The sequence below is a fragment of the Bacillus sp. FSL K6-1000 genome (assembly GCF_038630785.1).
GTDB lineage: Bacteria > Bacillota > Bacilli > Bacillales > Bacillaceae > Bacillus > Bacillus safensis.
This window is the reverse complement of the sequence record NZ_CP152042.1, coordinates 178,794-204,935: the sequence shown is the minus strand read 5'-3', so window position 1 is coordinate 204,935 and position 26,142 is coordinate 178,794. Positions and strand designations below refer to the sequence as shown.

27 protein-coding genes, 5 tRNA genes and 1 pseudogene are annotated in these 26,142 nt (G+C 41.3%); 5 read left to right on the top strand and 28 right to left on the bottom strand.

What is annotated here, in order from left to right; translation table 11 throughout:
* Positions 1-11: 11 nt before the first annotated feature.
* The 16 genes and pseudogenes from MHI46_RS01175 to MHI46_RS01100 all read right to left on the bottom strand — a co-directional run bounded on the left by MHI46_RS01175 (position 12) and on the right by MHI46_RS01100 (position 10,428).
* On the bottom strand, positions 12-311 hold the full coding sequence (locus tag MHI46_RS01175; protein ID WP_251181482.1) for a hypothetical protein: 300 nt from the start codon (positions 309-311) through the stop codon (positions 12-14).
* Positions 311-523, bottom strand: coding sequence for a helix-turn-helix transcriptional regulator (locus MHI46_RS01170; protein ID WP_251181483.1), 213 nt, complete (start codon positions 521-523; stop codon positions 311-313). The genes MHI46_RS01175 and MHI46_RS01170 overlap by 1 nt, the downstream gene beginning before the upstream one ends.
* A 188-nt stretch (positions 524-711) precedes the next feature.
* A complete protein-coding gene (locus tag MHI46_RS01165) occupies positions 712-1,317 on the bottom strand; it encodes an ABC-2 transporter permease (protein WP_251181484.1) in 606 nt (201 codons plus the stop codon).
* Complete coding sequence (locus MHI46_RS01160; protein ID WP_251181485.1) at positions 1,301-2,176, bottom strand: ABC transporter ATP-binding protein; 876 nt, start codon at positions 2,174-2,176, stop codon at positions 1,301-1,303. The genes MHI46_RS01165 and MHI46_RS01160 overlap by 17 nt, the downstream gene beginning before the upstream one ends.
* 5 nt (positions 2,177-2,181) lie before the next feature.
* Positions 2,182-2,553 (bottom strand): GntR family transcriptional regulator, encoded by a 372-nt coding sequence (locus MHI46_RS01155; RefSeq protein ID WP_039176077.1) that lies wholly within the window; start codon positions 2,551-2,553, stop codon positions 2,182-2,184.
* A 169-nt stretch (positions 2,554-2,722) separates the two neighbouring features.
* Positions 2,723-3,850 carry a DUF418 domain-containing protein gene (locus MHI46_RS01150; protein ID WP_251181486.1) on the bottom strand — a complete coding sequence of 376 codons (1,128 nt, stop codon included), beginning with the start codon at positions 3,848-3,850 and terminating at the stop codon, positions 2,723-2,725.
* A gap of 140 nt (positions 3,851-3,990) precedes the next feature.
* Positions 3,991-4,191, bottom strand: a complete 201-nt coding sequence (locus MHI46_RS01145; RefSeq protein WP_260775221.1) for a hypothetical protein — start codon at positions 4,189-4,191, stop codon at positions 3,991-3,993.
* Between the two features lie 15 nt (positions 4,192-4,206).
* Positions 4,207-4,632, bottom strand: a complete 426-nt coding sequence (locus MHI46_RS01140) for a TlpA disulfide reductase family protein (protein ID WP_260775220.1) — start codon at positions 4,630-4,632, stop codon at positions 4,207-4,209.
* Positions 4,632-5,147, bottom strand: coding sequence for a HEAT repeat domain-containing protein (locus MHI46_RS01135; RefSeq protein ID WP_260775219.1), 516 nt, complete (start codon positions 5,145-5,147; stop codon positions 4,632-4,634). Before MHI46_RS01135 ends, MHI46_RS01140 begins: the two co-directional genes overlap by 1 nt.
* Before the next feature lie 19 nt (positions 5,148-5,166).
* Positions 5,167-6,588 carry a sporulation killing factor system integral membrane protein gene (gene skfF, locus MHI46_RS01130; protein WP_260775218.1) on the bottom strand — a complete coding sequence of 474 codons (1,422 nt, stop codon included), beginning with the start codon at positions 6,586-6,588 and terminating at the stop codon, positions 5,167-5,169.
* Positions 6,581-7,303, bottom strand: a pseudogene (locus tag MHI46_RS01125) (ABC transporter ATP-binding protein). The gene skfF and the pseudogene MHI46_RS01125 overlap by 8 nt, the downstream one beginning before the upstream one ends.
* Before the next feature lie 203 nt (positions 7,304-7,506).
* On the bottom strand, positions 7,507-7,908 hold the full coding sequence (locus MHI46_RS01120; RefSeq protein ID WP_260775216.1) for a RidA family protein: 402 nt from the start codon (positions 7,906-7,908) through the stop codon (positions 7,507-7,509).
* 115 nt (positions 7,909-8,023) lie between these two features.
* Positions 8,024-8,788 carry an ABC transporter permease gene (locus MHI46_RS01115; protein WP_260775215.1) on the bottom strand — a complete coding sequence of 255 codons (765 nt, stop codon included), beginning with the start codon at positions 8,786-8,788 and terminating at the stop codon, positions 8,024-8,026.
* Positions 8,785-9,702, bottom strand: coding sequence for an ABC transporter ATP-binding protein (locus MHI46_RS01110; protein WP_313902610.1), 918 nt, complete (start codon positions 9,700-9,702; stop codon positions 8,785-8,787). Before MHI46_RS01110 ends, MHI46_RS01115 begins: the two co-directional genes overlap by 4 nt.
* A 15-nt stretch (positions 9,703-9,717) precedes the next feature.
* Positions 9,718-9,909 carry a PLD nuclease N-terminal domain-containing protein gene (locus MHI46_RS01105; protein ID WP_048238247.1) on the bottom strand — a complete coding sequence of 64 codons (192 nt, stop codon included), beginning with the start codon at positions 9,907-9,909 and terminating at the stop codon, positions 9,718-9,720.
* Positions 9,910-10,083: 174 nt separating this feature from the next.
* Positions 10,084-10,428, bottom strand: coding sequence for a DUF2200 domain-containing protein (locus MHI46_RS01100; protein WP_260775214.1), 345 nt, complete (start codon positions 10,426-10,428; stop codon positions 10,084-10,086).
* Positions 10,429-10,938: 510 nt separating this feature from the next.
* On the opposite strand from MHI46_RS01100, the gene MHI46_RS01095 reads away from it, so the two are divergent.
* Positions 10,939-12,039 (top strand): P63C domain-containing protein, encoded by a 1,101-nt coding sequence (locus tag MHI46_RS01095; RefSeq protein WP_260775213.1) that lies wholly within the window; start codon positions 10,939-10,941, stop codon positions 12,037-12,039.
* Between the two features lie 268 nt (positions 12,040-12,307).
* Here the strand turns inward: MHI46_RS01095 and glmS are convergent, their stop codons facing one another.
* From glmS to MHI46_RS01035, 12 genes are all read right to left on the bottom strand, one after another.
* Positions 12,308-14,110: a glutamine--fructose-6-phosphate transaminase (isomerizing) gene (gene glmS / locus MHI46_RS01090; protein ID WP_003216893.1), complete on the bottom strand. Its 1,803-nt coding sequence runs from the start codon at positions 14,108-14,110 to the stop codon at positions 12,308-12,310.
* A gap of 577 nt (positions 14,111-14,687) precedes the next feature.
* Positions 14,688-16,034 carry a phosphoglucosamine mutase gene (gene glmM / locus MHI46_RS01085; RefSeq protein ID WP_064498203.1) on the bottom strand — a complete coding sequence of 449 codons (1,347 nt, stop codon included), beginning with the start codon at positions 16,032-16,034 and terminating at the stop codon, positions 14,688-14,690.
* Positions 16,035-16,057: 23 nt separating this feature from the next.
* Positions 16,058-17,485: a YbbR-like domain-containing protein gene (locus MHI46_RS01080; RefSeq protein ID WP_342503048.1), complete on the bottom strand. Its 1,428-nt coding sequence runs from the start codon at positions 17,483-17,485 to the stop codon at positions 16,058-16,060.
* Complete coding sequence (cdaA, locus tag MHI46_RS01075) at positions 17,478-18,299, bottom strand: diadenylate cyclase CdaA (RefSeq protein WP_008344027.1); 822 nt, start codon at positions 18,297-18,299, stop codon at positions 17,478-17,480. Before cdaA ends, MHI46_RS01080 begins: the two co-directional genes overlap by 8 nt.
* 216 nt (positions 18,300-18,515) lie before the next feature.
* Positions 18,516-19,142 (bottom strand): anti-sigma-W factor RsiW, encoded by a 627-nt coding sequence (rsiW, locus tag MHI46_RS01070; RefSeq protein ID WP_024424448.1) that lies wholly within the window; start codon positions 19,140-19,142, stop codon positions 18,516-18,518.
* Between the two features lie 14 nt (positions 19,143-19,156).
* Positions 19,157-19,720 (bottom strand): RNA polymerase sigma factor SigW, encoded by a 564-nt coding sequence (gene sigW / locus MHI46_RS01065; protein ID WP_024424449.1) that lies wholly within the window; start codon positions 19,718-19,720, stop codon positions 19,157-19,159.
* A 183-nt stretch (positions 19,721-19,903) separates the two neighbouring features.
* Positions 19,904-20,815 carry an arginase gene (rocF, locus tag MHI46_RS01060; protein WP_039176043.1) on the bottom strand — a complete coding sequence of 304 codons (912 nt, stop codon included), beginning with the start codon at positions 20,813-20,815 and terminating at the stop codon, positions 19,904-19,906.
* Between the two features lie 136 nt (positions 20,816-20,951).
* Positions 20,952-21,023: transfer RNA gene (locus tag MHI46_RS01055), tRNA-Gln, on the bottom strand.
* 4 nt (positions 21,024-21,027) lie between these two features.
* Positions 21,028-21,112: transfer RNA gene (locus MHI46_RS01050), tRNA-Tyr, on the bottom strand.
* Between the two features lie 28 nt (positions 21,113-21,140).
* A tRNA-Thr gene (locus MHI46_RS01045) sits at positions 21,141-21,213 on the bottom strand.
* Between the two features lie 3 nt (positions 21,214-21,216).
* Positions 21,217-21,292: transfer RNA gene (locus tag MHI46_RS01040), tRNA-Val, on the bottom strand.
* A 6-nt stretch (positions 21,293-21,298) separates the two neighbouring features.
* Positions 21,299-21,373 (bottom strand) — tRNA-Glu (locus tag MHI46_RS01035).
* Positions 21,374-21,593: 220 nt separating this feature from the next.
* Here MHI46_RS01035 and murQ point away from each other — a divergent pair.
* The 4 genes from murQ to pbp4b are packed head-to-tail and all read left to right on the top strand — an operon-like array spanning position 21,594 to position 26,134.
* Entirely contained in the window at positions 21,594-22,505 is a 912-nt protein-coding gene (murQ, locus tag MHI46_RS01030; RefSeq protein ID WP_342503047.1) for an N-acetylmuramic acid 6-phosphate etherase, read from the top strand.
* A 14-nt stretch (positions 22,506-22,519) separates the two neighbouring features.
* A complete protein-coding gene (locus MHI46_RS01025) occupies positions 22,520-23,389 on the top strand; it encodes a MurR/RpiR family transcriptional regulator (protein ID WP_251181494.1) in 870 nt (289 codons plus the stop codon).
* On the top strand, positions 23,386-24,765 hold the full coding sequence (locus MHI46_RS01020; protein ID WP_064498206.1) for a PTS transporter subunit EIIC: 1,380 nt from the start codon (positions 23,386-23,388) through the stop codon (positions 24,763-24,765). The genes MHI46_RS01025 and MHI46_RS01020 overlap by 4 nt, the downstream gene beginning before the upstream one ends.
* A gap of 13 nt (positions 24,766-24,778) precedes the next feature.
* On the top strand, positions 24,779-26,134 hold the full coding sequence (pbp4b, locus tag MHI46_RS01015; RefSeq protein WP_260775201.1) for a penicillin binding protein PBP4B: 1,356 nt from the start codon (positions 24,779-24,781) through the stop codon (positions 26,132-26,134).
* The last annotated feature ends 8 nt before the right edge of the window (positions 26,135-26,142 follow it).

Genomic DNA, 26,142 nt, shown 5'->3' with positions numbered 1-26,142 from the left:
CCAGCGATGAATTAATATTTCCTTTCACAATAGATGATACCGATTGTATTTGCGCAAACACTTGATACATACATAAACGTAATCGCTATATAAAACCATTCTCTTGGAGATGAGAATTGAGGGACCGAAGCTTGGATAACAGCAACCAATATATAGGCTATGGCAATACCTATAATAGAAAAACTTCCTGCTTTCGCTAAAATAAATTGACCTCGTTCATCATGTTTATATTCACGACTTTTCTTAAATTGAAAGGCCGTGCTTATAACAGAAAGGATAATCAAAGAATAAAGAATGATCGTCGTCATCATTATTGTTCCTCCTTGTCGACCTCTTGAAATACATCATACAAATCAACTTCAAATGTTCTAGCAATTTGAAATGCTAGTTTTAAAGACAAAGAATATTTACCATTTTCAATCGCTGCCACTGTTTGACGAGTCACACCTAACTTCTCTGCCAAATCCTTTTGTGTCCAGTCTTTTTCAGCGCGTAACACCTTGATTCTATTTTTAATCTCCATTTCAAATTCCTTTCTTGAAGGATACTTTACTTAACATAATGTTAAAAATAATTAACATTATGTTAAGTAATCATAACCTATTTTCAAATGTATGTCAATTTCCCATGATTCAAAAAAAGAAGAATCATCCATTTTGAAAGCCCTGCCTCAAAATGAATGATTCTCGGTAAATGATATGATCATCTGAATTAAAAAACTTTCCTCTGGTAAATCGCAGTAGAAAGCCCCCAAGACAGCAGGTAGAAAAGCATAATCAGCACAGCTGACCCCGTATATAACATAGGGATCGATAAATTCATAATAAAATCAGTGATCCCACTGAATTGCTCTGCTAAATAGAAAACAACAGGTGGTCCCATAGCAGATAATACGATAAAGCCAATAATCACTGCCGTTGTGATATAACCGGGCTTTAAGATATAAAACAATGGAAAAGTACACGCCGCGAACAATAAAAACAACCCGCTGCCAATCGCAATATCTGACAGCGAAAACAGCTTCCCAAACACAAATAATGCAGCACTTGTCAGCACGATCGCAATACTCATATAGAAAATGGCGCCAAGATAACGTGATGCGATAATTTCTTTACGTGTATAAGGCAAGGAGTTTAATAGAATATTCGTTTCTGCCTTTTCATCATACGCATATGTGTTAAATGGAATGAAGACACTAGCAACTAGAAACGTCAATACTGGATGGACATCCATGAATATAAAAAATAAGATAAACGGAATAAAAATAAGTAACTGCTTCTTTTGCAAAATCACATCACGCTTAATTAAATGAAACATGCGCAACCCCGCCTTTCAAATAAAACATGATATCCTCAAGCGACGCCGGTTCAATCACAACAGCATCCCCAAAAATAAGTTTTACTTCATCAATCCGATCCGTTAATGCTTCAAACCCGGCTGCTGTACGCTGGATATGGACAAAGGCCTTTTCTGTGTCTCGATCCAATAACTCCAGGCTTCCTTTCACAAGCGCATAACTTTCTGCCACTTCATGAATCGACTGTTGAAACACCAATCTTCCATTTTGTATAAACGCAATATAATCCGCAATCCGGTCTAAATCAGTCGTCACATGCGTCGAGAAAAAGATCGTCCGATTTCCATCAATCATCAATTCTTGTAACGTGCTGAGCAGCTCTCTTCTAAAAACCGGATCTAAACCAGCAGTTGGCTCATCCATGATAATCAGCTCTGCATGATGTGACAGCGCAATCGCAAGTGACGCCTTCATCTGCATCCCTTTTGAGAATGTTTTGATCGCTTTATGAAGCGGCAGACCAAACTGCTCAATATATTGATCAAAAAGCCGGTCATCCCAACGTTTATAGGCAGGTGCTACAATTCGTTTGATGTCCTTTAAATTCAATCCTGGGAAAAAAACGTTAGCATCGTAAACAAAACCGATTCGTTCCTTAATCTCTTTTTCATGAGTATGATAATCCAATCCAAAAACCTTGATGTCACCTGAATCGGGTTTTAACAAATTCATGATCATTTTAATGGTGGTCGACTTACCCGCTCCATTCTCTCCAATAAACCCTGTAACAAATCCTTTCTTAACCTGTAAATCGAGATTCTGAACTGAAAAATCCTTGAATCGTTTCGAAACTCCTTTGAATTCAATCACATGCTCCACTCATCTCACTCCTCATATAAGAACTTTAATAACTGCTGCAATTCATCAAAAGATAATCCTAATTCTTTCCCGTTTGTGACAACCGCTCCAAGCTGTTCCTCGATCACCTTCAATTTCTTCTCTCTCATCACTTCTACATTTTGTTCCGCAACAAATGATCCCTTGCCTACAATTGAATAAATAAATCCCGCCTTCTCTAACTCTTCATACGCTCGCTTCGTTGTAATCACGCTAATTTGTAGATCCTTCGCCAGCTTTCGAATAGACGGCAGTGCTGCGCCTTCTGCAAGCTCACCCGTTAAAATCATCGATTTGATTTGATTCGTAATTTGCTCATAGATGGGCTCCTTAGAATGGTTTGAAATCGTAATTTGCATATAAAAACCTCTTTTTTCACATAGTTAGAACAAAATATTGTATATACACTATATATACATTATATACACACTAAAAGAATAATCAACCATTTTAAAAAATGTTCTCCTCATTTTTTAAAAATAAAAAACCGCACAGCCCAAAAGCCATACGGTTCTTTAACAAAATGCTTTATTTCCAATATACCCATTTTCCCATAAGCCACTCCACAGGACCTCTTCTCCATTTTTTCAAATAGAGATAGCTGATGAACAGCTGTGCTGTGTACAGTCCGACAGCAAGCAACAGTCCAAACATTGACCCCAATTGTCCAAATAAACCAAGTCCATAAGAATAGAAAATCGTTGTACAAATAATCGACTGTGCTAAATAGTTTGATAGAGACAAACGGCCAAGCCCTGCAAGCAGACGTTTGAGACCTTGTGCTGCCTTCGAATAGTAGAAAATAAGAAAGGCTTGAATATACCCGATTGTCAGCACATAGGCACCAAGCGTAATCACGAATTCACTCCAAGGAGCATCAATGAACGTCGCACATTTTAACGCGAGTCCAATCACAATCATCAAGACCCAGCCTTTACGATAGGCCATTCCTCGATCTTCTTCAGTCAGATGTCCTTTTTTCCCAATCGCCATTCCAAGCAATGCAAAAGGACCAACCATCATTGTACCGTAAAGAAACCCTAGTATAGGCATAAACGTAATGGTCACGATTGCCATAATAATGGTCACAATCATCATATCGTCTTCAACCGTAATCCGGCTGAGCAAAATATCCCCATAAGCACCTTTGGCATACACATCGGTTAATAATTCATCAGTCCCATAAACAAGTTTCATCGTGTATGGCACAACGACTAATGACAACGCACCTAACACACCCGACCAAATAAGCATTGTTTTGATCCGACTGCTCAAAAACATCATCAAGAAAAACATACAAGCTCCATAATAAAGAAGAATGTCACCATTCCAAATAAAGATGTAATGCAACATCCCAAGCACAATCAGACCAAAACCACGGCGAACGACAATGGCATTCGTATTTAGCCCCTTGGCCTTCGTCGATTCAATCAGCTTGATAAAAGAATACCCAAACAAAAAGGAAAAGATCGGATAAAAAGACCCCTGGAACAAAATTTCCGTCACATATACACCGAATTCCTGCCCCCAAAAACTCGAATCAAACATTTTCTCAAAATCATAATCATATTGAAAATTAAGCATATTCACAATCAAAATACCTAATAAACTAAAACCACGTAAACTATCAATAAATTCAACCCTAGATCCCTTCAACTCGACAGCTCCTTCGGACAATATAAAGATAAAGCATATTTATCCTACCACACTTTTAAAAAATTGGTTCATATCCCCATGTGAAAAGGTGTGTTTTAAGGTAAATTTAATAAAAAAACCTAGAATCTATATTCTAGGTATCATACTGAATACTTATGACTTTCTTCTTCCCGCAGCACACGCTTCAAATAAAACAACATTCCCAAACCGAATAAAATCAACGCCATTTCCCAGTCTGCAGAAATCGGCAACCTTTTCAGCATTATTAAAATCAGCAAAACCGCTCCAACACCTGCGAAAAAAATGACGTTTCTTTTTAATTCTTTGTTTGATTGAAACAACACTCTCTCCTCCACTTATCCAATTGAATGTTTTTCTAACTTTTTCAAAATTCTTTCCCAGCCGGTATCTCCCATTTTCCGATCTATTAACTGCCCCTGTTGATCTATGAGACAAAAGCTAGGTAATCCTTGAATCTTATACTTTGCAACAATCTCATAATCCTGATCCAATACAATAGGAGCGGTCATATTCTTTTCCTCTGCATACTCTGAAACAACATCTGCCGATTTTTCCTCTTCTGTATATGGAACATGGACAAAGGTTAAATGAATACCCAGCTCATTCATACGTTGTAGGATATGATTGGTTAATTCTTCACAATGAGGACAGCTGACTGACCAAAAATAAAGAAGCTGATGCTGTCCCTTAGGTACACTCCTTTGATCTGAAGGGCAAATCCAAGGAAGATGCTCAGGCCAGTTGAGTTTCTGCGTTCCCACTATTCATCCCCCTTATCTTTTAGCTGAAAGGCGATGATTTTTCCTAATGCTTCCTCTGCAGCAAAAGGAGTAACGCTGCCTGTTGGATTTTCTTGTTCTTGTTTTAAGCACTCGTACATGTTTTTTTCAATTTTTGATGGATCAATCCAAGAGATACACCATGATGCCCAGAAACAAGTAGGTCCCTCATAACGTTTAGCCAGTTGCAGAAGGAAGGGCAAACTGGGCTGACCAATCCTCATGAGTGACATTGCAGCGGCCATTCTTGTATCTTCTTCGTCACTTTCTAATAGCCGAGCTAGCGGTTCTGCTGCGTCCCCCGCATCTGCTCCAAATTCACCAAGTACAGCTGCTGCAATGTTCCGCAGAGAGCCTTTTTCTTTTAAAGCCTCAACAAGGACGGGCACTGCATCTTTTCCATATTTTCTTAAATCTCCTATTGCTTGAACGATCGTTACTTCATTTGTATTGGCCAATTGTTGAACTGATTGAGACAGCTTATTTTCTGGTTTCATTTACAATCAACTCCTCTTTTTAATGAACCGCACGGTATCGATAACAAAGCACATAAAATCCAGCTCCAGCCACTAGGGATACAATTGTAGTCAACAAGCCATCAGTGATGAGATGAATGCTAATCATGACCATAGCACTGATCACAAACGCAAATAGCAATGATCGATAATAGGCGGCCAAAGCAAAACTCCTTTCTCTTCTCAGAGGCTGCATAAAGGCAAAGAGCCGTATGGCCAAAAACCATATATAAACTCCTCCACCAAATAAGGTCCAATACAAAACATCCTGAATCTCAACCAAATAAAGAGAAATCAAGTAGAAAGCATACAGCCAAAAGGTTTGAAACACTTCTAACAGAATGATTTTTTGATATAAAGCACCTGGAAAAAGGTAGAGCACTCCTGTTTGTGCGTGTCTTACAATCCCTGCATAATATGAACTAAAAAGAACGGATGCCGCCATGACGATCAAGAATAGATTCAGCCAATCTGAAAAATAAGTAAAGACAACATAGTAAGTACCAATTAACAGCATAGTAGATAGTACATGGAAAATCATATACTTTTTTATCAGCAATAATTCAATCCAAAGAAAAGCCCAGCTCCCCGTTAATGCCGGAAGTCCCCACCATGTCCTGCTCTTTTTTTGACCGATTGGACTTGATTGAATATGTTTCCCCTCAAATTCCTCCCAAAATACTGCTTCTTTGACTAAAGACTCCTTCATTTCTAAACGATGACTAGCCTTGTACATCATCATGAAAGATAGAAACATCACTCCAATAAAAATGAAGACAGAAAGAATGGAGAACTCTTCGATCATACGTCCAACTTGAAACATCAAAGAATCAGCAATGTTCATCAATGAAGGCTGTTTCATCACCAATTGATTCAAAACAAGTAGTGCAAAGCTGAAAAACATCAAGACAAAACCGAGTAAGAGCAAACGCTTGTATACTCGAATGGTTCTAGCACAAGAAACCGCAATCATCCAAGTTTCGACCAAACATAACAGCCCTGTCAGAATGAGTGATTTTCCAAGCAGAAACGGGTACTGCTGCGTCATAAAAAACAGGAGTAGATCGGCAGCTACAGCAGAGAAAATGAGAAGAGCCCCTCTCCAGAAAATGTGATACATCCACACACTGATAACAACCGTCCATAAAGAAACGCCATTTCCATATAACCAAATGATATCGTTCATTTGGCTAGGCAGCCGGTTCGTAAACAAACCAACCCCCGTATAAAGAACAAACAAACAGATAATGATCCATCCAGCTGTACCCGTATTCCAATCACCCATACTTGAAACTGCACTTAGCTGAAAACCAATTGCCGCTATGAAAAGAAGTAAGATCAGAAAAGGCATTTTCTTTTCTTGATTTTTACTGATCAAGCGCCTTTGAGATTTCATCCATAAAAGGGAGAGTGTATTATTCACTTGACCACTCCCCCAAAAGTTGAATAACTTCTGCCCTCCACTCAACCTGTTCTTCCTTTAATTGAGGAACATCCATACTCTTCATGATGGCACCATCTCGAATCAATACAACCCTGCTAGCCTTATCAAGGACAAACTCCAGACTATGAGTCGACACGAAGATCGACCCACCTTGACTACTTTTTTGTCTCAGCCAATCCGACAGCCACTGTTTTGATGGAATATCTAACCCGACAGTCGGTTCATCTAATATAAAAAGGGAGGCATCTTGAACAATGGCTCCTGCTAAGACGACACGCTGCTTTTGGCCTCTTGAAAGCCTTCCACACAGTTCATTCATCTTCTTTTCCATATGTACTTCTTTCAACGCTTCATATACCTTTTCCCTGATCTGTTTTAAGCCTTTATGATATCCACGAGCACGGAATTGAACATGTTCAGCAGCCGTTAAATCTGGATACAAATACGGCTGATCAGGAATAAGAGCTACTTGTTTTTAGACATGGGCATGACCAGGCGGCAAACCCTCTATGAGAATTTCCCCTCCATCTGGTTTATATAGACCCGTTAAACATCGAATCGTTGTCGTCTTCCCGGCACCATTAGGCCCAAGCAGTGCCACAACCTCACCTGCTTCGATGGAAAATGAAAGATCCTCTATCCCATCACCATTGCTATATCGTTTGCTTACATTCTGAACCTCCATGAATGGCATCAAATCTCTCCTTTTGATTAGAGTGATGTATGCTTATCTATGGTGTGTTAAAAATCAAAAACGAATGTCATTAGACCCACTAATCATTAACCCTAATATTACCATATAGAGAATAACAAGGTAATAGGAATGAGGTAATCTATTCTATATACAACGGGAAATGTACAAAAAAAAGATTGGGTTGCAGCATCCCAATCTTTTATCTATTCACCCAAAACCATCTCCTGACACGCCCAAGCATCCACCTCTACCTTTAAAGCAGGGGAAGCCAATGCTACTACATAAATCATCGTCATACAAGGCAGGTGCGTGCCCAAAAACTGCCCCATAATTTGTTTCCTGCTCTCAGCATCGAACTCTCCTACGAGATAAAATACTAATTTCGTTATATCTTCCACAGCCATATCTGCCGCTTCTACGTTTCGCTTCACATTCTCTAACGCTAGTTCGAGCTGCTCCAACGGGCTCTCGGGAATTGTCCCATCCGCTTCCATCCCCACTTGACCTGATAGGGTTAACCACCGCTGAGGTCCTGTTGTTTCTATTTGATGGGTATATGGGGCGACTGGCGGATGAATGGTCTCAGGATTACGTGATGTTCTCATTGATAAAAACCCCTTTTCTGAAAATACAGTCAATTTTTATCATCATATCAAACTTTCTACCATATTCAGATTTTTATGCTCATGGTAATCCTGAAGAAACAATCGCAACAGCCTGCTATAATTCTTGTTTTCTAAAAAGAAACCATCCAATGAGAAAAAAGAAAACAATCAATACCGATACACCTAGATAGCTAGTAAGTGCCTGATCCGAATAAGTCCCCTTATGAATCATCTCTTCGGCTGCACTTGTCACGCCTTTAGGCGCAAACTTCCCTAATGTCTCTTCATAAAATGAAGGAACGGTAAACAGAATAAGGTTGATCAAAAGCGACACACCGCCAGCTGTGACAGAACGTTGAAAGAACGCCGAAGCACAAATGGTCGATACCACAATAAGCAATAAATTTGGGTAATAAAGAAGTGTTCCTTTTAACACATTGACCCAATCCACATGCCCAAATTGAATATCCACATAATAAACAGAGACAAGCACCGCCAATACCAAACTAAACAAAGTCAAACAGGCATAGGCACATATTTTTGATACATAATAATTCGTTCGACTGATCGGTTTCACCATAATCATCGCAGTCACTCCAGAGGCACGCTCTCCTGCGATCGTCCCCATCACGATCATAATCAGGATAAACACACCTAGCGAATCAAATTTACTCAATGCACTCGCCAAAGCCTCTCCTGCACTAGGCTCTGGTATATAAAATGTAGACCCTTCAGGTAAATTAGCTGATTTCGATAGAAGATCCGGCAGCATTTTAAGCGTAATAGGCTGTGTAATCATTAAAATCGTAAAAATGATAGGAACAAATAAGATTTTATAGCTAGTGAATAACTCCCTAAATTCCTTTTTCAACATCATCATGCATTCACAACCTTCATGAAAATATCTTCAAGCGTCAGCTTAGATAGTCGATAATGGAGGAGAACACCGCCAGCTTCAGTGATGAGACGAGGCAGCTCCTTCAATGCCGTTTGTTGATCTTTGATTCGCACCTGATAAGCGTTTTCTGTCTCAATGCAATCTTCCACCCAATGCCGCTCTTTTAGCAAAGCCACTAATTTCGTATTCTGTTGTTCTAATTGAAATTCAAACACTGGCTGGATATAGTCTTCTTTAATCTGTTTCATGGAAGAAGACATCTCAATTTTGCCGCTGTCGATCATGATAATATGATCCGCCACCCGCTCAATATCATCTAAAATATGGGTCGACATAAAGATCAGCATCTCATGCTTTAGACGCTCAATCAACGTCAGGACGTCTTTTCTTCCCATGGGATCAAGTGCAGACACAGGTTCATCCAAGATGAGAACCTTCGGGCTGTTGATAAGTGCCTGCGCAATGGCAAGCCTCTGCTTCATGCCTCCGCTATAGCTGCCAATGGCACGATCCTTCGCCTCATACACACCACAAAGCTTCAACAGCTCCTCTGTTTTGGAGCGAATGATGTTTTTCTCTAAATGAAATAACCCGCTAACCCAATGCATCCACTCCTGCCCCGTCATATCCTGATAAAATGCAGGATGCTGCGGACAATACCCAATCACATGACTGATTTGGTCCATCTCCTTTGTGACATCCAAACCAGCCACCTTCACGACCCCAGAAGTAGGACGAGCAAGCCCCGTCAAAATCCGGATCGTCGTTGTCTTCCCCGCTCCATTGGCTCCTAAAAAGCCAACACATCCAACCTCCCCAACAGAAAACGAAACATCTTTTAAAACTTCATTCGGGCCATACGATTTCGTCAGCCCATAACACTCCAACATATTCAAGCAAATCCCCCCCTTTTAAGATGATTTACGACCAAAAATCAAATACACAATAGGACCGACACTCGCCACAAACACGATCACCAACGCCCAAACCCATTTCACCTCTCCTCTGATTCTCGATGGGTCTCTTTTCAACAAATCAAACAAACCAATCACCATCAAAATCGCTTGCAGCAAAATAAGAGGTAATATCATCTTCATATCCATCCACGCCACTCCCTTTTCAAACGCCAATTTGTTTTGGTATTACTTCTTTTGACGACATGAAGAGAGGATTCGTTCAAACGGATTTTATTTTTATCGATCGAATGATCTATAAGATATAAAAAAGCCCAGTGAAGGTTAGTTCACTGGGCTTGCTTGTTATTCTCATGATGAACCTCACAAAATTTTTTCCATCTTCTTTCCCTTCGCTAACTCATCAATCAGCTTATCCAGATAACGAATGTTTTTCATGGTTTCTTCCTCAATGCCCTCTACCCGAACACCACAAATGACGCCTTTGATTAAGCTGCGGGAAGGATGAAGCTCAGGAGCCTCAGCAAAAAAGGTTTCCATGTCTATCTGTTTATCTACCTGTTTCTGCAGCTCTTCTGCACTGTACCCTGTTAACCAACAAATAATCGTATCGACTTCAGACTTCGTTCGTCCCTTTCTCTCTGCCTTTGCGATATAAAGAGGATAGACTTTTGCAAAGCTCATTGTGTAAACTTTATGTTTGGTCATGTGTCTGCTCTCTTTCTTTGTTAAATATTAACCTGTCATGCTTTCTCAAGGGCATATGCTAAAGTAATAAAAAGGTATTTAAATGAAAATGTCGAATTAAAGCAGTATAAGTGTTGGTGCTCACTTAGCTTTATACAAGTTTGAAATACTTGCAAAATTCCTTGTTGCCGCCCTTTTGATAAAAACGAATAGTATGGATAAATCGTGTTGTCAGAAGTGTTTCTACTGAATAATACGTCCCTAGCCTTTCTACTAAAACAAAAAATAGCACTCTCGGTAAAAACGACCACCAAATAGCTCTTCATATGTATATTTACAATCAAGATTCCAACTATAAAAATGGTAACATGTAATGGCTGGATATAACTATTCATTTGGAGATGGATTTGTTTAAATTGCTAGCATTCAATTACCTCTAAATATTAAAGATCCGTTTTTTTAATAATCGTATTTATAAGTTGGACATTGTTGATTTATTAAAAGTAAGTAAATTCTCAAGGAGGAAAAACCATGATAAACTTTGTAGAGAAATGTTTAAAAATGCCTCATTCGATTCAAGTTGGTTATTATGAAGTTGATAATGCTAAGATTTTTGTAGCTATTTATGAAAATGGTGATAAATATTTTGATTTTACTCAAGAAACATTTGTACGAGAAAATTTGAATAAGTTAACAGAAGAAAAATTTATTGAGTTACCTCGCGCAATTGTTAACGAATCAAAATTTAATATAGGGGATACGGTACTTACTGGCTCTGTATTAGATGATGGAAGACGTGTGATTAAAGATACAAGTTTATTCAGTGCTTTAGATCGCACGCGTAAAGGAGAAACAAGAATTGAAGGATTCCCACCAATTATAGGGTCTAAATCTTTAGCTAATTTATTGATGGAAATTAACCCTAATTATTTAGAACAAATAATGCCTTTTGAAGTAGCACAATTTAATGGAACAACTGGAAAATGGTATAACGCACACACTATTACGATAATCTGTGATTTATACATGGAAGCTGAAAAACAAGACTTAATTTCAACTAATCAAAAGCATGTATTAGAAAAAGCTAAGATTCTTTTACGTGCCTTAGCTAAAGTTGGAATTACAGCCTTAATTGATGAGGCTACAAATTATCAAGAAGTCCGTGGTAAAGATGAATTACAAATTCTATTAGAACAGTTCATTGCAGAAGAATTACGGCCTTATTCAAGAGAATTCCGAAGTGAGTATTTTGAACAAATTTTCCGTCTTTATAATTTGCGTTATGATCCCACAACATCCAAAAGACCCTTGTATTTTTCAAAGTTCACTCGGAAGTATGTGTACGACTTGCTTCCTCCAAATGTTTGGGATGAAATCGATAAACAAAACCCTCTATTACAAACAGATAAATACTACAGTAAGCGAAAACATCACATCCATCGATATTTATCTGAAGAAAAAGGTATTCGATTTTTAAGAGAACACCTTGAAAGTCTCATCCCTGTTATGAAACTATCCTCAGACATGGAAGATTTCAAAGAAAAATTCGAACTAGTGTTTAACGATAAAATTAAAAAGATAAAACAAATGCAAGAACAATACCAATTGACACTAGACGATATTCAAATCTGATAAAAGCTTGTTTAAATTCTTTTCAAACGAGTAAACTTCCCCATGAATAAAAGTTTTGAATTCTAACCATGGCTTATAAACTGAACCAATTTCTGTTCCTCAACCTTCTATTTGATATAAAAACACCCCTTTAGATTATATTAATCTAAAGGGGTAAAACGGTGCAACTTTATTAAAACCGGTATAACTTTATTTTAAACAAGACATTTTTTATAAACACTATAGTTTTATTCCAAAGCTACATCAAAAATCCGATTTTATTTAATTCCTACTCCACCGTCACACTCTTCGCAAGGTTACGTGGTTTATCCACATCACACCCGCGGTGAAGTGCTGCGTAGTAAGCGATCAGCTGTAATGGGACAACAGATGCAAGTGGTGCAAGTGCTGGGTGTACAGCTGGAAGGACGAAACGGTCGCCTTCGTCTTCTAGGCCTTTTAATGAGATGACACATGGGTTTGCTCCGCGTGCGACGACTTCTTTGACGTTACCGCGAATGCTGAGGTTCACGTGCTCTTGTGTTGCAAGGGCAATGACCGGTGTGCCTTCTTCAATTAAAGCAATTGTGCCGTGTTTGAGTTCTCCGCCAGCAAAGCCTTCTGCTTGGATGTAAGAGATCTCTTTTAGCTTCAGTGAACCTTCAAGGCACACATAGTAGTCAAGTCCTCTTCCGATAAAGAATGCGTTACGTGTCACTGTGAAGAAGTCACGAGCGATTTGTTCCATTTCATCCTTTTGATCCACAAGGGCTTCCATTGCGTTTGCTACAATCCCAAGCTCTTTCACAAGATCAAAGTCAAGAGATTGACCGTTTAATTCAGCTGCAACTGAAGCAAGGATTGCAAGTACAGCGATTTGTGCTGTGTAGGCTTTTGTTGAAGCCACTGCAATTTCTGGTCCTGCATGAAGAAGCAATGTGAAGTCCGCTTCACGAGAAAGCGTAGATCCTGGTACGTTTGTGATCGTTAATGCTTTATGACCAAGCTCTTTAACTTGAACAAGTACAGCGCGGCTGTCCGCAGTCTCCCCAGATTGAGAAAGGAAGATGAACAACGGTTTTTTCGATAGAAGCGGCATGTTGTAAGAGAATTCACTTGCTACATGGACTTCTACAGGTACTTTCGCCCAGTCTTCAATGTATTGTTTACCGACAAGTCCAGCATGGTAGCTTGTTCCGCAAGCCACAATGTAGATGCGGTCTGCTTCTGCTACTGCGCTTGCGATATCGCCAGCGACTGACAGCTTGCCGTTTTCGTCTTGATATTCTTGGATGATTTTGCGCATAACAAGCGGCTGTTCATCCGTTTCTTTTAACATGTAGTGAGGATATGTGCCTTTCTCAATGTCGCTTGCATCAAGCTCAGCGATATAAGAAGGACGTGTCATGATATCACCGTCAAGGTTTTTAATAATAACCTCGTCTTTAGTAACAATGACCATTTCTTTATCCATTAATTCCGCATATTCGTTTGTTACTTGAAGCATCGCCATTGCGTCAGAAGCCACAACGTTGAAATCTTCGCCGAAACCAACCAATAATGGGCTTTTGTTTTTCGCCACATAGATTGTTTCTTTGTTTTCGTTATCGAAAAGGGCAATTGCGTAAGAGCCTTTTAGTTGAAGAAGCGTTTGACGGAAAGCTTCCTCTGTATCAAGACCTCTGCTGACAAATTGTTCGATGACTTGAACAACAACCTCTGTATCTGTGTCGCTTTTTAGTGTGACGTCTTGTAAATATTCGCGTGTCAATTGTACATAGTTCTCGATGACACCGTTATGAACAAGCGTAAAACGGCCAGAAGCACTTTGATGCGGATGCGCATTTAGATGGCTTGGTACACCGTGAGTTGCCCAGCGTGTATGTCCAATTCCTGCTGAAGATGCCACGTTTGCATCAACAACTTCACGAAGCTCAGCGATACGTCCTTTTTCTTTGAACACATGTACGCCTTCTTCGTTTGCCACAGCGATACCTGCTGAGTCATACCCGCGGTACTCAAGCTTCTCTAAACCTTTTAATAAGATTTCCTTCGCATCATTCTGACCAATATAACCTACGATTCCACACATAAATATTCTTCCTCCCGATCATGTGAAAGGGACAAAGAAAGCCTACTAAAATAGAAGGGACATTTCTTCGTCCCTCTCTACATGTTTATTTTGGGAGATCATGTGTATTCCCTTTGTACAAAGAGTCACCTCTTTGGTTTAAAGAAACACTTACGGCTGTGATCTCTTTTTTTGATCAGCCGGGAGGCATCCGCCGAAAATTCGATAACCTCCATCCTCGTCAACTAAGCATCTTTCGTCCGATCGCTTAGTTCGGGCGCTATAATTATAAGAGAGTTCCTGAACATCTACCCTGCCTTTCCTGATAGAATAAAAATCCAGTAACACAAGGATGATTGTACTATAAGGTCTGACCTCCGTCAATCACAAATTAGCAGGTGATTACCTTCATTTGAGAAAGTGAGACCTCCCTACACTATATGCGATGAGGCTTGTCACGTTCTACCTTTGATGTGCTCTCCTATGTATGAAGGCAGCTTCAAGTTGCCCTCACTTATATGATTCGTACAGATCCATCCAATTATGTCGTTTATTCGAAAAAAAAAGCAAACCGCTGCTAGCGATTTGCTTTCATCTATTACTCAATACCCATTTCTTCTTTCACAACAGCCGTAATTCGAGCCACATATTCATTACACAGCTCTTTTGTTTTCGCCTCTGCCATGACACGTACAAGCGGTTCTGTCCCCGATGGACGAACTAGGATACGGCCGTCACCATTCATCTCTTTTTCGACCTCTTGGATCACCGCTTTTACTTTTTCATTTTCTTCTACTTTATATTTATCAGACACTTTCACATTCACCAAAAGCTGCGGGAACTTTTCCATTTCCGCTGCAAGCTCTGATAATGTTTTTCCTGTCGCTTTGAGCGTATTCACAAGCATGATCGCAGAAAGCATGCCATCACCAGTCGTATTGTAATCAAGGAAAATCAAATGGCCTGACTGCTCGCCGCCGACATTATAGCCATCCTTTTTCATCGCTTCGACCACATAGCGGTCACCAACAGCAGTTTGAACGCTCTTAATGCCTTGCTTCTCAAGCGCTTTATAAAAACCAAGGTTGCTCATGACCGTTGACACGACGGTGTCATCCTTTAATCGGCCTTCATCCTTCAAATAACGTGCACATATGTACATAATTTGATCGCCGTCTACGATATCACCTTTTTCATCGACTGCTATTAAACGGTCACCGTCACCATCAAACGCAAGACCAATGTCTGCACCCTTCTCCTTCACAAAAGCAGAAAGTGCCTCTGGATGAGTGGAGCCTACACCATCATTGATATTCAGTCCATTTGGTGATGTTCCCATTGTAGACACATCAGCATCTAAATCTGCAAATAAATGTGTCGCTAGAGAAGATGTTGCACCGTGTGCACAGTCAAGCGCCACGTGAATACCTGTGAAATCCTCATCCGCTGTCTGCTTCAAGAATTGCAAGTATTTCTGACCGCCTTCAAAATAGTCATTGACCGTTCCAAGATCTGCTCCAACCGGGCGTGGCAATTGATCGACTGGCTGATCCATCAGCTGTTCAATTTCGTTTTCCTGTTCATCTGACAGCTTAAAGCCGTCACCGCCGAAGAATTTAATGCCGTTGTCTTGAACTGGATTGTGTGAAGCAGAAATCATGACACCCGCTTCAGCATCCATTGCCTTCGTTAAATAAGACACACCAGGTGTTGAGATCACACCTAGACGCATCACTTCAGCTCCAATTGAAAGTAAGCCGGCAACGAGTGCTCCTTCCAGCATATGACCGGATACACGTGTGTCTCGTCCAACGAGTACCTTTGGACGTTCTTTATCCTTTGTGAGCACATAGCCGCCAAATCTCCCAACTTTAAATGCGAGCTCTGGTGTTAATTCGCTATTTGCTACACCCCTTACACCATCAGTTCCAAAGTACTTGCCCATGTTTCAATCGCTCCTTTTTCCATTCAAGAGGACGCTTCGTCCTCTTTTTTATCTTCTTTGACCGGCTGTCTTTGACTTGATTCTTTCTTTGCTTTATCTTGTGTGGATTCTTCTTTACTCTTCTCACTCTGATCATCATCATCAGTTGATTGATCTTTTTGATCTTTTTGATCCTTTCGATCATTCGTCGACGCCGGCTGATCCTCTGTATCAGTAGAAGAGAGTTTCACTTTGACCTTTGATCTTGATAATGTCCATGTCACATTTTGAGGACCGTTCACTTGAACTTTGACCTCATGGGTTCCTTCGTTCAAGTCCCCTGCATTGATATAGGCTTCAACATCTGAAGCCTTTAGTTTATCAATCGCACTCTTCGATCCCTTTGCTGTTAACGTGATCCGTCCAGAAGATGGGCTCACAAAATCAGATGTGAGATCCTTGCTCAAACCCACGACAGAAATCGGTACATTATCGATCTTTTTTTCTTCAGCTGTTGCAACCTTCACTTTGATCTTAACAGTTTCGGGCGATACCTTTTTCACACCATCTGGCAGCGGAATATCAGCATCAATCTCCGTATCATCTTTGATCTTGCTTAGGTCCAGCTTGACGCCATCAATAAAATCAAGTGCATCCAGTGCCTTTTGAGAGCCGTACACTGTGACCTCACTCGGGCTTGTCTCAATGCTTGAGATGCTGATCCCTTCTGGTAAGCTGCCCGTCCGCTCAATTTTAAACGGAACCTTTTTGCTCGGACTCGAGATTGGGACCGTAATATCCACCACGGACGGACTTACTTCGACTGGCAGCTCATTCCCGCTGCTATCATACACAGTGAGCTTCGCTTCTTTTTCAATTTGCTGATCGACATCCTCTAAATTCACAAAAGCTTTAATGACAGAAATTTTGTCGATGACGTCCTTTGATCCAGTAACTGTGACCTTTTTCGGATTCACAATGGGCTGTTCAGGTGAATAGCCGTCTTTGATTTTATTTTGATTATAAAATTCGGTTTCAACAGGAAATTCAGCTGTCGTTTTTTCTTGTATCGTCACAGTCGTCACAGATGGATTAATCGATAGTGTGAGTCCCTTCGATACATCTCTTGCCTTCAGCTCCACTTTATGTGTACCTGTCGATAAGTTCTGCATGTCTGCGTAAATTTCAAAATTCTTTGTTTGCCTTGCTGTTTTCACAGCACTTGTTGACCCTTTAATCGTGACATTGACTGTCTGCGGCACACCAGTGACAACGTATTTCTCGTCATCATAATACGCTTTAACAGGAATGTCAGTTAAAGTTGCTTCATCTGTCGTCGATGTTGGGAAAAAGGATTCACCGATTTTTTTCGGCGTGGGCGCTTGCGCTGAATTGACTGCACCATACAGCAATAAAGCGAAGACCAATGCAAGAAGCTTAACGGCCCAGCGATTATTCAAAATCTTATCCATTTTTCTTGCCCCTCCAATACCATTTGGTCGAGGAAGCATCTTTGCTGTTCTTACTAAATTCAGCAATCAGCATTTCTTCAAGCGCTTCTTCTGTCAATTCTCGGTGGAGATCACCATTCCTTGCGACAGAAATACCGCCAGTTTCCTCAGAAACGATGACAGTTAAGCTGTCTGTCACTTCACTTATTCCAACTGCCGCCCTATGACGCGTCCCAAGCTCCTTAGAGATAAAAGGGCTTTCTGACAGCGGTAAATAGCAAGCTGCAGCTGCAATCTCATCCCGCTTCATAATGACAGCACCGTCATGAAGCGGTGTATTCGGAATGAAAATATTAATGAGCAGCTCTGAACTCACCTTTGCATTCAAAGGAATTCCTGTCTCTATGTAATCATTCATCCCGGTATCGCGCTCAATTGTCAGCAGCGCGCCGATTCTGCGTTTCGCCATATAGTTAATTGCTTTTGTAATTGCCTCGATCGTTTTCTGCTGCTGTTCCTCTACAGGTGTCCCGCTTCTTGAGAAGAAACGGCCGCGCCCAAGCTGCTCAAGCGCTCTCCTTAGCTCTGGCTGAAAAATAATAATGATCGCAAGGAATCCCCACGTAATCGCTTGATCCATCAGCCATTGAAGTGTGTTAAGACCGAGATACGCACTTCCCATCCTGACGAGAACAATGACCACAATTCCCTTTAAAAGCTGAACCGCTTTTGTTCCGCGGATGACCATCATTAATTTATATATCACATACCAAACAACGAGAATATCAACAGCATTACCGAGGTACTGCAAAAAAGGAATATCCCCTAAAGCCATTTCCTCGTCCTCCAGAATTTTCAGTTATTCTTCGTTTGATGCATTTTTTAATATAAAAAGAGCCTATGTATCAATACATAGCGTGGCTATTATACCACATTTTGTTTCAGCAAGGAAAATAGTTGCCATATCTGGCTGACTTACTAGTTTGCGTGAATCTCACAAATGTATAGAAAAAGAGCAGTCCCCTTAGAGACTGCTCTTAAGCCAATTGAGTTACTTTTGCTCCTCTGGCCCAATGACCCGCATCACGTTTTGTGCTGTTGATTTCATTTTGTACCAAATCCAATCAAACACTTCATTAATTTCGTTAATTTGACCAGTGACTTGTCCGGCAGAAGCAGTCAACTGTTCCCCATTGACGACGGTGACATTTCCATCAACCTTGCCTTCTACAATCAGCTTGCCATTTTTGACAGTGACATCACCCTTTACGGTTTCCCCTTTAGGGACGGTCACTGTATCATTTTCAACGACGAGGTTCGGCTGCTTTGACACACTGAAATTATGATCGGTATTCCAGCTCGTGAACAGACTGCCTCCCATTAAAATGAGAAAGAGGGCAGCGGCTACCATCAGCGGGTGAGCTTTGATCCATCTTTGAACCGACACACGCTTTTTCTCCTTTGGAAGACCTGCCATCACCTTTGCAGTGAAATCAGATGGTGCTTCTATATGAGATGTACTCTGCACTAGCGCGATGGATTTCTCAATTTGTTGAAAATGAGTACGGCACTCCTCACACGATTGCAGATGGCTTTTTAATTCTTTTTCGTCTTGGGGCTCAATGTCCCCGTCTAAATACTGATGCATAAGCTGGACGATTCTATCCTGACAGCTCATCAAAATCACCTCACTCAAAGGTCTCTCAACTGTTTCCGGAGAGCCTCTCTACCCCTGTGTATTCTCGTTTTCACCGTACCAACTGGTATATTCAGAATCTCACTAATCTCTTTTAACGAGAGTTCATCAATATACTTTAATACGATGACCGAACGATATTTGTCGGGTAATCTTAGAATTTTTTGCTGAATGGTGCTCGATAATTCAAGAGACACCACCTCATCCTCTGGCAAAATGCCATCAGCAGCAATTTGAGAATACATATTTAATCCTTCTGTTCCTGCCACCTCTGCATCTAAATAGTAATCCGGCTTTTTTTTGCGAATACGGTCGATGGTCAGGTTGGTTGCAATGCGGTACAGCCACGTGGAAAACTTACGATTCACATCAAAGCTTTCGATATTCACATAAGCACGAATAAACGCCTCCTGCGCAATATCCTCCGCTTCATGTGCATTCCCAAGCATACGGTAGCACAGCTGATAAATTTTGTCTTTATACAGGTCTACGATGTCTGCAAATGCGTTCTGGTCGCCTTTTTTCACTTGCTTAATTCTCTTTTTAATCATTGTGTCCATAGTATATTCAACCTCTGCCTTCACCGGTCTTTATGTATACGAACCTCTTTCCAAAAGGTTTCATTCTCCTCTAAAAAATAGTGTAACAAATTTTTGACAGTGTGTTACGCTTATCAACCGGTAAAAACCTTAACATATCCTTAAATTTTCCCAAAACAAAAAAGAACGGGAACAAGTCCCGCTCTACAATAGCTTTTCACCCATTAACGAACCAATTAACGCAACAGCAGCTTCTGCTGTTTTGTTTTTCTCATCTAAAACCGGATTTACTTCAACAAATTCAGCAGACGTTAAAATACCCGCCTCCTCTAAAAGCTCCATTGCAAGATGACTCTCCCGGTAACTAATTCCGCCTGCTACCGGAGTGCCTACACCAGGGCATTCCGCTGGGTCTAGCCCGTCTAAATCAAGCGAGAGATGGACACCATCTGTTCTTTCCTTTAGATAAGCAATAGCTTCCTCCATCACCCTTGTCATCCCTAAACGATCAATTTCATGCATCGTATAGACTTTAATGCCTTTCTCTCGAATCAATGCCCGCTCTCCTTCATCTAAAGATCGAGCACCAATTATAACGACATTTTCAGGCTTCAATTTAGGCGAATAACCGCCAATGTTCGTTAAATCTGCATGCCCAAAACCGAGACTGACAGCAAGCGGCATGCCATGAATATTTCCAGAAGGAGAGGTTTCCTCCGTATTCAAATCCCCGTGTGCATCATACCAAATGACTCCTAAGTTTTCATAATGCTTAGCTACCCCAGCAAGTGTGCCAATCGCAATGCTGTGATCACCACCTAAAATGAGTGGAAACGAACCTGATTGCACAATACTGTCAACCTTCTCAGCAAGCAGCTGATTCGCCCCAGCATTCTCGGTCAAATTTTTTAGCTTTTCACTTGTATATAAACCTTTCTCATCATCTCTTTGTTCAACTGGAATATCTCCGAGATCCTCCACATCAAATGAGAGCGTTTCCAATTTTTCTTTTACGCCTGCACAACGAATCGCACTCGGCCCCATATCGACGCCCCTTCTCGTTTGACCCAAGTCCATCGGAACTCCAACAATCGTGACCTTCTTTTGCTCTCCCATATGTACATCCCCTTTCCGTTCATGCTTATATTTTACTTTCTTGATGCCTTCTGACTCAACTCAACAACATTTTGAATAGTTATACATTCTCTCTGCCAACATAAAAAAAGACACCTTTTTGAAAAAGGTGTCTTAACTGGGCTAGCTGGATTCGAACCAACGCATGACGGAGTCAAAGTCCGTTGCCTTACCGCTTGGCTATAGCCCAAAAATGGTGGAGGGGGGCGGATTCGAACCGCCGAACCCGGAGGGAGCGGATTTACAGTCCGCCGCGTTTAGCCACTTCGCTACCCCTCCACATATGGAATTGATAAAGAAAAAACAGTGCCGGCAAGAGGACTTGAACCCCCAACCTACTGATTACAAGTCAGTTGCTCTACCAGTTGAGCTACACCGGCATATGGTGGAGGATGACGGGCTCGAACCGCCGACCCTCTGCTTGTAAGGCAGATGCTCTCCCAGCTGAGCTAATCCTCCACATCATGGTGACCCGTACGGGATTCGAACCCGTGTTACCGCCGTGAAAGGGCGGTGTCTTAACCGCTTGACCAACGGGCCAGTTTGTCAAGTTTGTTGTTTCCGTGAAGCTGACAAAAGTTATTATATACAGGTTGTCCCCCTTTTGTAAAGGGGATTTTTATTTTTTTTATTTTCTAACTATTCACTCCCTATTTAATCAACATTTCAACTGAAATATAATTTCAATATTCAAATATAATATTGAAATTTCATATCATACTCAATATACTGAAAATGAAGAAATAAGGAGGTATGTCACATGCAGCCATCTCAACTGCGTTCTTTGACAACAGAATCAAGAAACCCCAACACAATGGGAATTTCTCAAGCAGATCCGCTTGAAATACTCCAGATGATTAATGAAGAAGATAGGAAGGTCGCTCAAGCAGTCAACCTTGTACTTCCCCATGTCAAAACAGCAAGTGACTTTGCCTATGAATCCATCTCAAATGGAGGCAGACTCGTTTATTTAGGCGCCGGAACAAGCGGCCGAATTGGCGTAATGGATGCTGTCGAATGTCCCCCAACCTATAGCGTCTCACCTGATGTCATTGTAGGCATCATGGCAGGCGGAGACTCAGCTTTTTCTCAAGCTGCCGAAGATGTGGAAGATAGTGAAGAAGCCGGCAAACAGGATTTAGTACACATCCACCTGACATCAAAAGATACAGTCGTCGGAATTGCCGCAAGCGGTAGGACCCCTTATATCATCGGCGCTTTAAACTATGCAAAGTCAATTGGAGCTAAAACAGTCGCACTCAGCTGCAATGAACAAGCAGAAATTAGCGAGCTTGCAGATTGCGCCATTGAGGTCATTGTAGGACCAGAAGCCATCACTGGGTCAACAAGAATGAAAGCCGCATCGGCTCATAAAATGATTTTAAATATGCTTTCCACCTCAGTCATGGTCAGACAAGGCAAAGTATATGAAAACTTGATGGTTGATGTAAAAGTCAGCAATCATAAATTAAAAGAACGCGCCATCACCATCATTCAACATGTGACAAATGCTTCCTACGAACAAGCCGCAAAGACTCTTGAAGCAGCCGACTTAGAAGTCAAAACTGCCATCGTCATGCTCCAAACAAACACAGACAAGAAAACAGCCAAAGATTTACTGAGCAAAACGAATGGTCATATCGACAAAGCGATCTCACGTTATCAACCCTAAAGGAGGCAGAGCTCATGTCAGCAGGTGGACTTACCCTACTACACACAATCAAATCAAAGCTCCCCCAATCTGAAAAAATCATTGCAGACTATATGCTTGCCCATCCTGACAAAGTCATTAAAAGCACAGTACACGAAATCAGTCAGGCAGCCGGCGCAAGCAGCTCCGCAGTCATCCGACTTTGTAAATCTCTCGGGCTGGATGGCTATCAAGATTTAAAAATGCGGATAGCTGGAGACTTGATGCATGACGATAAACAAGGCTACAGAGATATCGAACAAGATGAACCGCTTCAATCCATTATTCAAAAAACAGCAGGAAACTCGATTCAATCGATTAAGGACACCGCTTCTATTTTAAATGCAGATGCTTTAGAAAAGGCTGTTCAATTACTGTTGAATGCAAACCAAATTCATTTTATCGGTGTTGGTGCATCTGGTATCGTCGCAGCTGATGCCCAGCAGAAATTTCTCAGAATTAACTATGCAGCGACAGCCTTCACTGACATGCACATTGCATCTACGGTCATCGCAAATGCAGGAGAGAATGACATTGTGTTTGGTATCTCCTTTTCAGGAGAAACGTTAGACATCATTCAAGCCCTTCAGCTCGCAAAAGACAATCAAGTGAAAACCATTGCTTTAACACATCCAGGTCATACAAGCGTTTCTGCTTTATGTGATGTTCACCTATCGACGTCCGGTTCCAATGAAGCACCTTTTCGCAGTGCTGCCACTTCCTCTAGAATGGCACAGCTCTACTTAATTGATGTCTTGTTCCTCAGTTTAGCTTCTCGTCAATATGAAGAGACAGCCCAATATATTGACAAGACAAGGCATGCCATCCGCTCCATGAAACGAAAAACAAAGGGGGATTCAACATGAGTCATCAAAAGAAATATCAGCAGTTGGCGAAAGACATTCTTTCACTCTGTGGTGGTTCTGAAAATATCTCTTCCCATACACATTGTATGACACGTCTTCGAATTACACCGATCGATAATGAAAAAGTTCACATCACAGCAATCAAAGAACTCGATGGCGTCATTGGCGTCGTCGAAGCAGAAACGCTTCAAATCATTTTAGGCACTGGTGTTGTCAACCAAGTATCAAGTGCGTTTGAACAGCTTCTAAATGCCTCTGGCTCTTATGATTTAAACAACGAAGCACAAAAAAACAAGCAAGCCATTTCACAAAAAAACCGCACACCGTTCAAGCTGTTCTTACGGCGGATTGCCAGCATTTTCATTCCAATCATTCCGGCACTTGTTGCTTCAGGGCTTATTACTGGGATTACAAAAGCGATCGTGCAAGCAGGCTGGCTTGACGAAAAATCTCAAGCCGCAGTTATTTTAACAGTTATAGGTTCTGGCCTTTTCGCATACCTAGGGATATTAGTCGGAACAAACGCCGCAAAGGAATTTGGAGGCTCTCCTGCATTAGGCGCATTAGCTGGTATTCTCATTATTAACCCAGCCTCCGCAGACATTATGTTATTTGGCACAAATATTCTACCAGGCAGAGGCGGACTCATCGGTGTTCTTCTAGCCGCCATCTTTATGGCACTTGTGGAAACCCGAATTAGACGCTTCGTCCCGCAATCTCTTGATATCATCGTCACACCAACCATCACACTACTCATTACAGGCATTTTCACATATGTTGTCTTCATGCCAGTCGGCGGATTTATATCTGATGCCATCACCTCAGGACTGACTTACCTATTAAATATGGGCGGAATCTTCGCAGGATTTGTTCTTGGTGCGACCTTCCTTCCACTTGTTGTAACAGGACTTCATCAAGGGCTGACACCGATTCATATGGAACTCATCAATTCAATTGGAGATGACCCGCTTCTGCCAATTCTCGCTATGGGCGGTGCAGGACAGGTAGGCGCTGCATTCGCCATTTATATGAAAACAAAAAAGAAAAAGCTCAAAAGAGCCATTGCTGGTGGACTTCCTTCTGGGATGCTGGGCATTGGTGAACCACTCATTTTCGGTGTCACACTCCCACTGGGACGACCATTTCTCACCGCTTGTCTTGGTGCAGGAATCGGCGGCGCATTTCAAGCCTACTTCCAAATCGCGACGAAAGCCATCGGTGTATCCGGTCTTCCATTAACCTTTATTGTTCACACACATCAAATGCTTCTTTACTTAATTGGACTATTTATCGCATATGTTGCTGGATTTTTCTTCACATACTTATTTGGATTTCATGATGATATGGCTGTTGAATTCGAGGATCACAATCAATAAGGAGGTCTAGACCTTGAAGAAATGTTTTCTTTTGATCACATGTCTGCTCATGCTCCTTGGGTTTCCAGTACAAACATTTGCAACTAGCTCCCATCCTGTATCGTCTTTGTCTAAAACAGCATCTGAAGAATATCCCGTCTTAAAAAAAGCCAAACGACCGGAACAAGTAGGTTTTTCTTCCAGGCAGCTGAGGAAGGTTGATCAAATGATTCAAAATGACATCAAAGCAGGATTTCCAGGAGCCGCTCTCATCATTATCAAGGACGGAAAGATCGTCCATCAAAAAGCCTATGGCTACCGGCAAAAATACGATGGTACAACAGAGCTCAAATCATATAAAAAAATGAAAAAGGATACACTATTCGATTTGGCATCCAATACAAAAATGTATGCGACCAACTATGCCCTGCAAAAGCTTGTCTACGAGAAAAAACTTGATGTCAACGAAAAAATACAGACCATCCTTCCAGATTTTCAGGATGAACCTGATGCAAAGGTAACCGGTAAAGACCAGCTCCGGGTAAAGGATCTTCTCACCCATTCTGCCGGTCTCCCTTCCAGTGTCTTATTTTATAGCAAAGAATCAGCTGGCTCTTTTTATTCTCAAGATAGAAAAACAACGATGAAATGGCTGCCAAAAGTACCGCTGCAATACAAGCCAGGTACCCAGCACATTTATAGTGACATTGATTACATGCTGCTAGGCATGATCATCGAGAAGAAAACAGGCATGCCTCTTGATCAATATGTCGAGTCAACAATTTATCGGCCGTTAGGTCTCAAACACACAATGTTCAATCCGCTGCAAAAAGGCTTCAAGCCGAAGCATTTTGCAGCAACAGAACGTTTAGGCAATTCACGAGACGGTGTGATCGATTTTGAAAACATCCGACGATACACCCTGCTAGGTGAAGTACACGACGAGAAAGCATATTACTCAATGGCAGGTATCTCCGGCCACGCTGGACTTTTCTCGAATACCTCAGATATGGCCGTGCTACTTCAGCTCATGCTTAACAAAGGAGGCTATGGAAAAACAACCATCTTTGATCAAGCTTCCATCGATCTCTTTACAGCCTCCTCTGATACGAACCCAACCTACGGGCTAGGCTGGCGAAAAAACGGTCATACTGACATGGAATGGATGTTTGGAAAATATGCAAGTAACGAAGCCTATGGACATACTGGCTGGACCGGCACAATGACATTGATTGATCCTAAACACAATTTAGGTGTCGTCTTGCTGACGAATAAGAAACATTCACCCGTTGTTTCACCAGAATCCAATCCTAATCAATTTGAAGGTGACCTGTTCCCAACTGGTACTTATGGAAGCATCATGACCGCAATCTACGAATCTTTTAAGTAAAAGGAGGA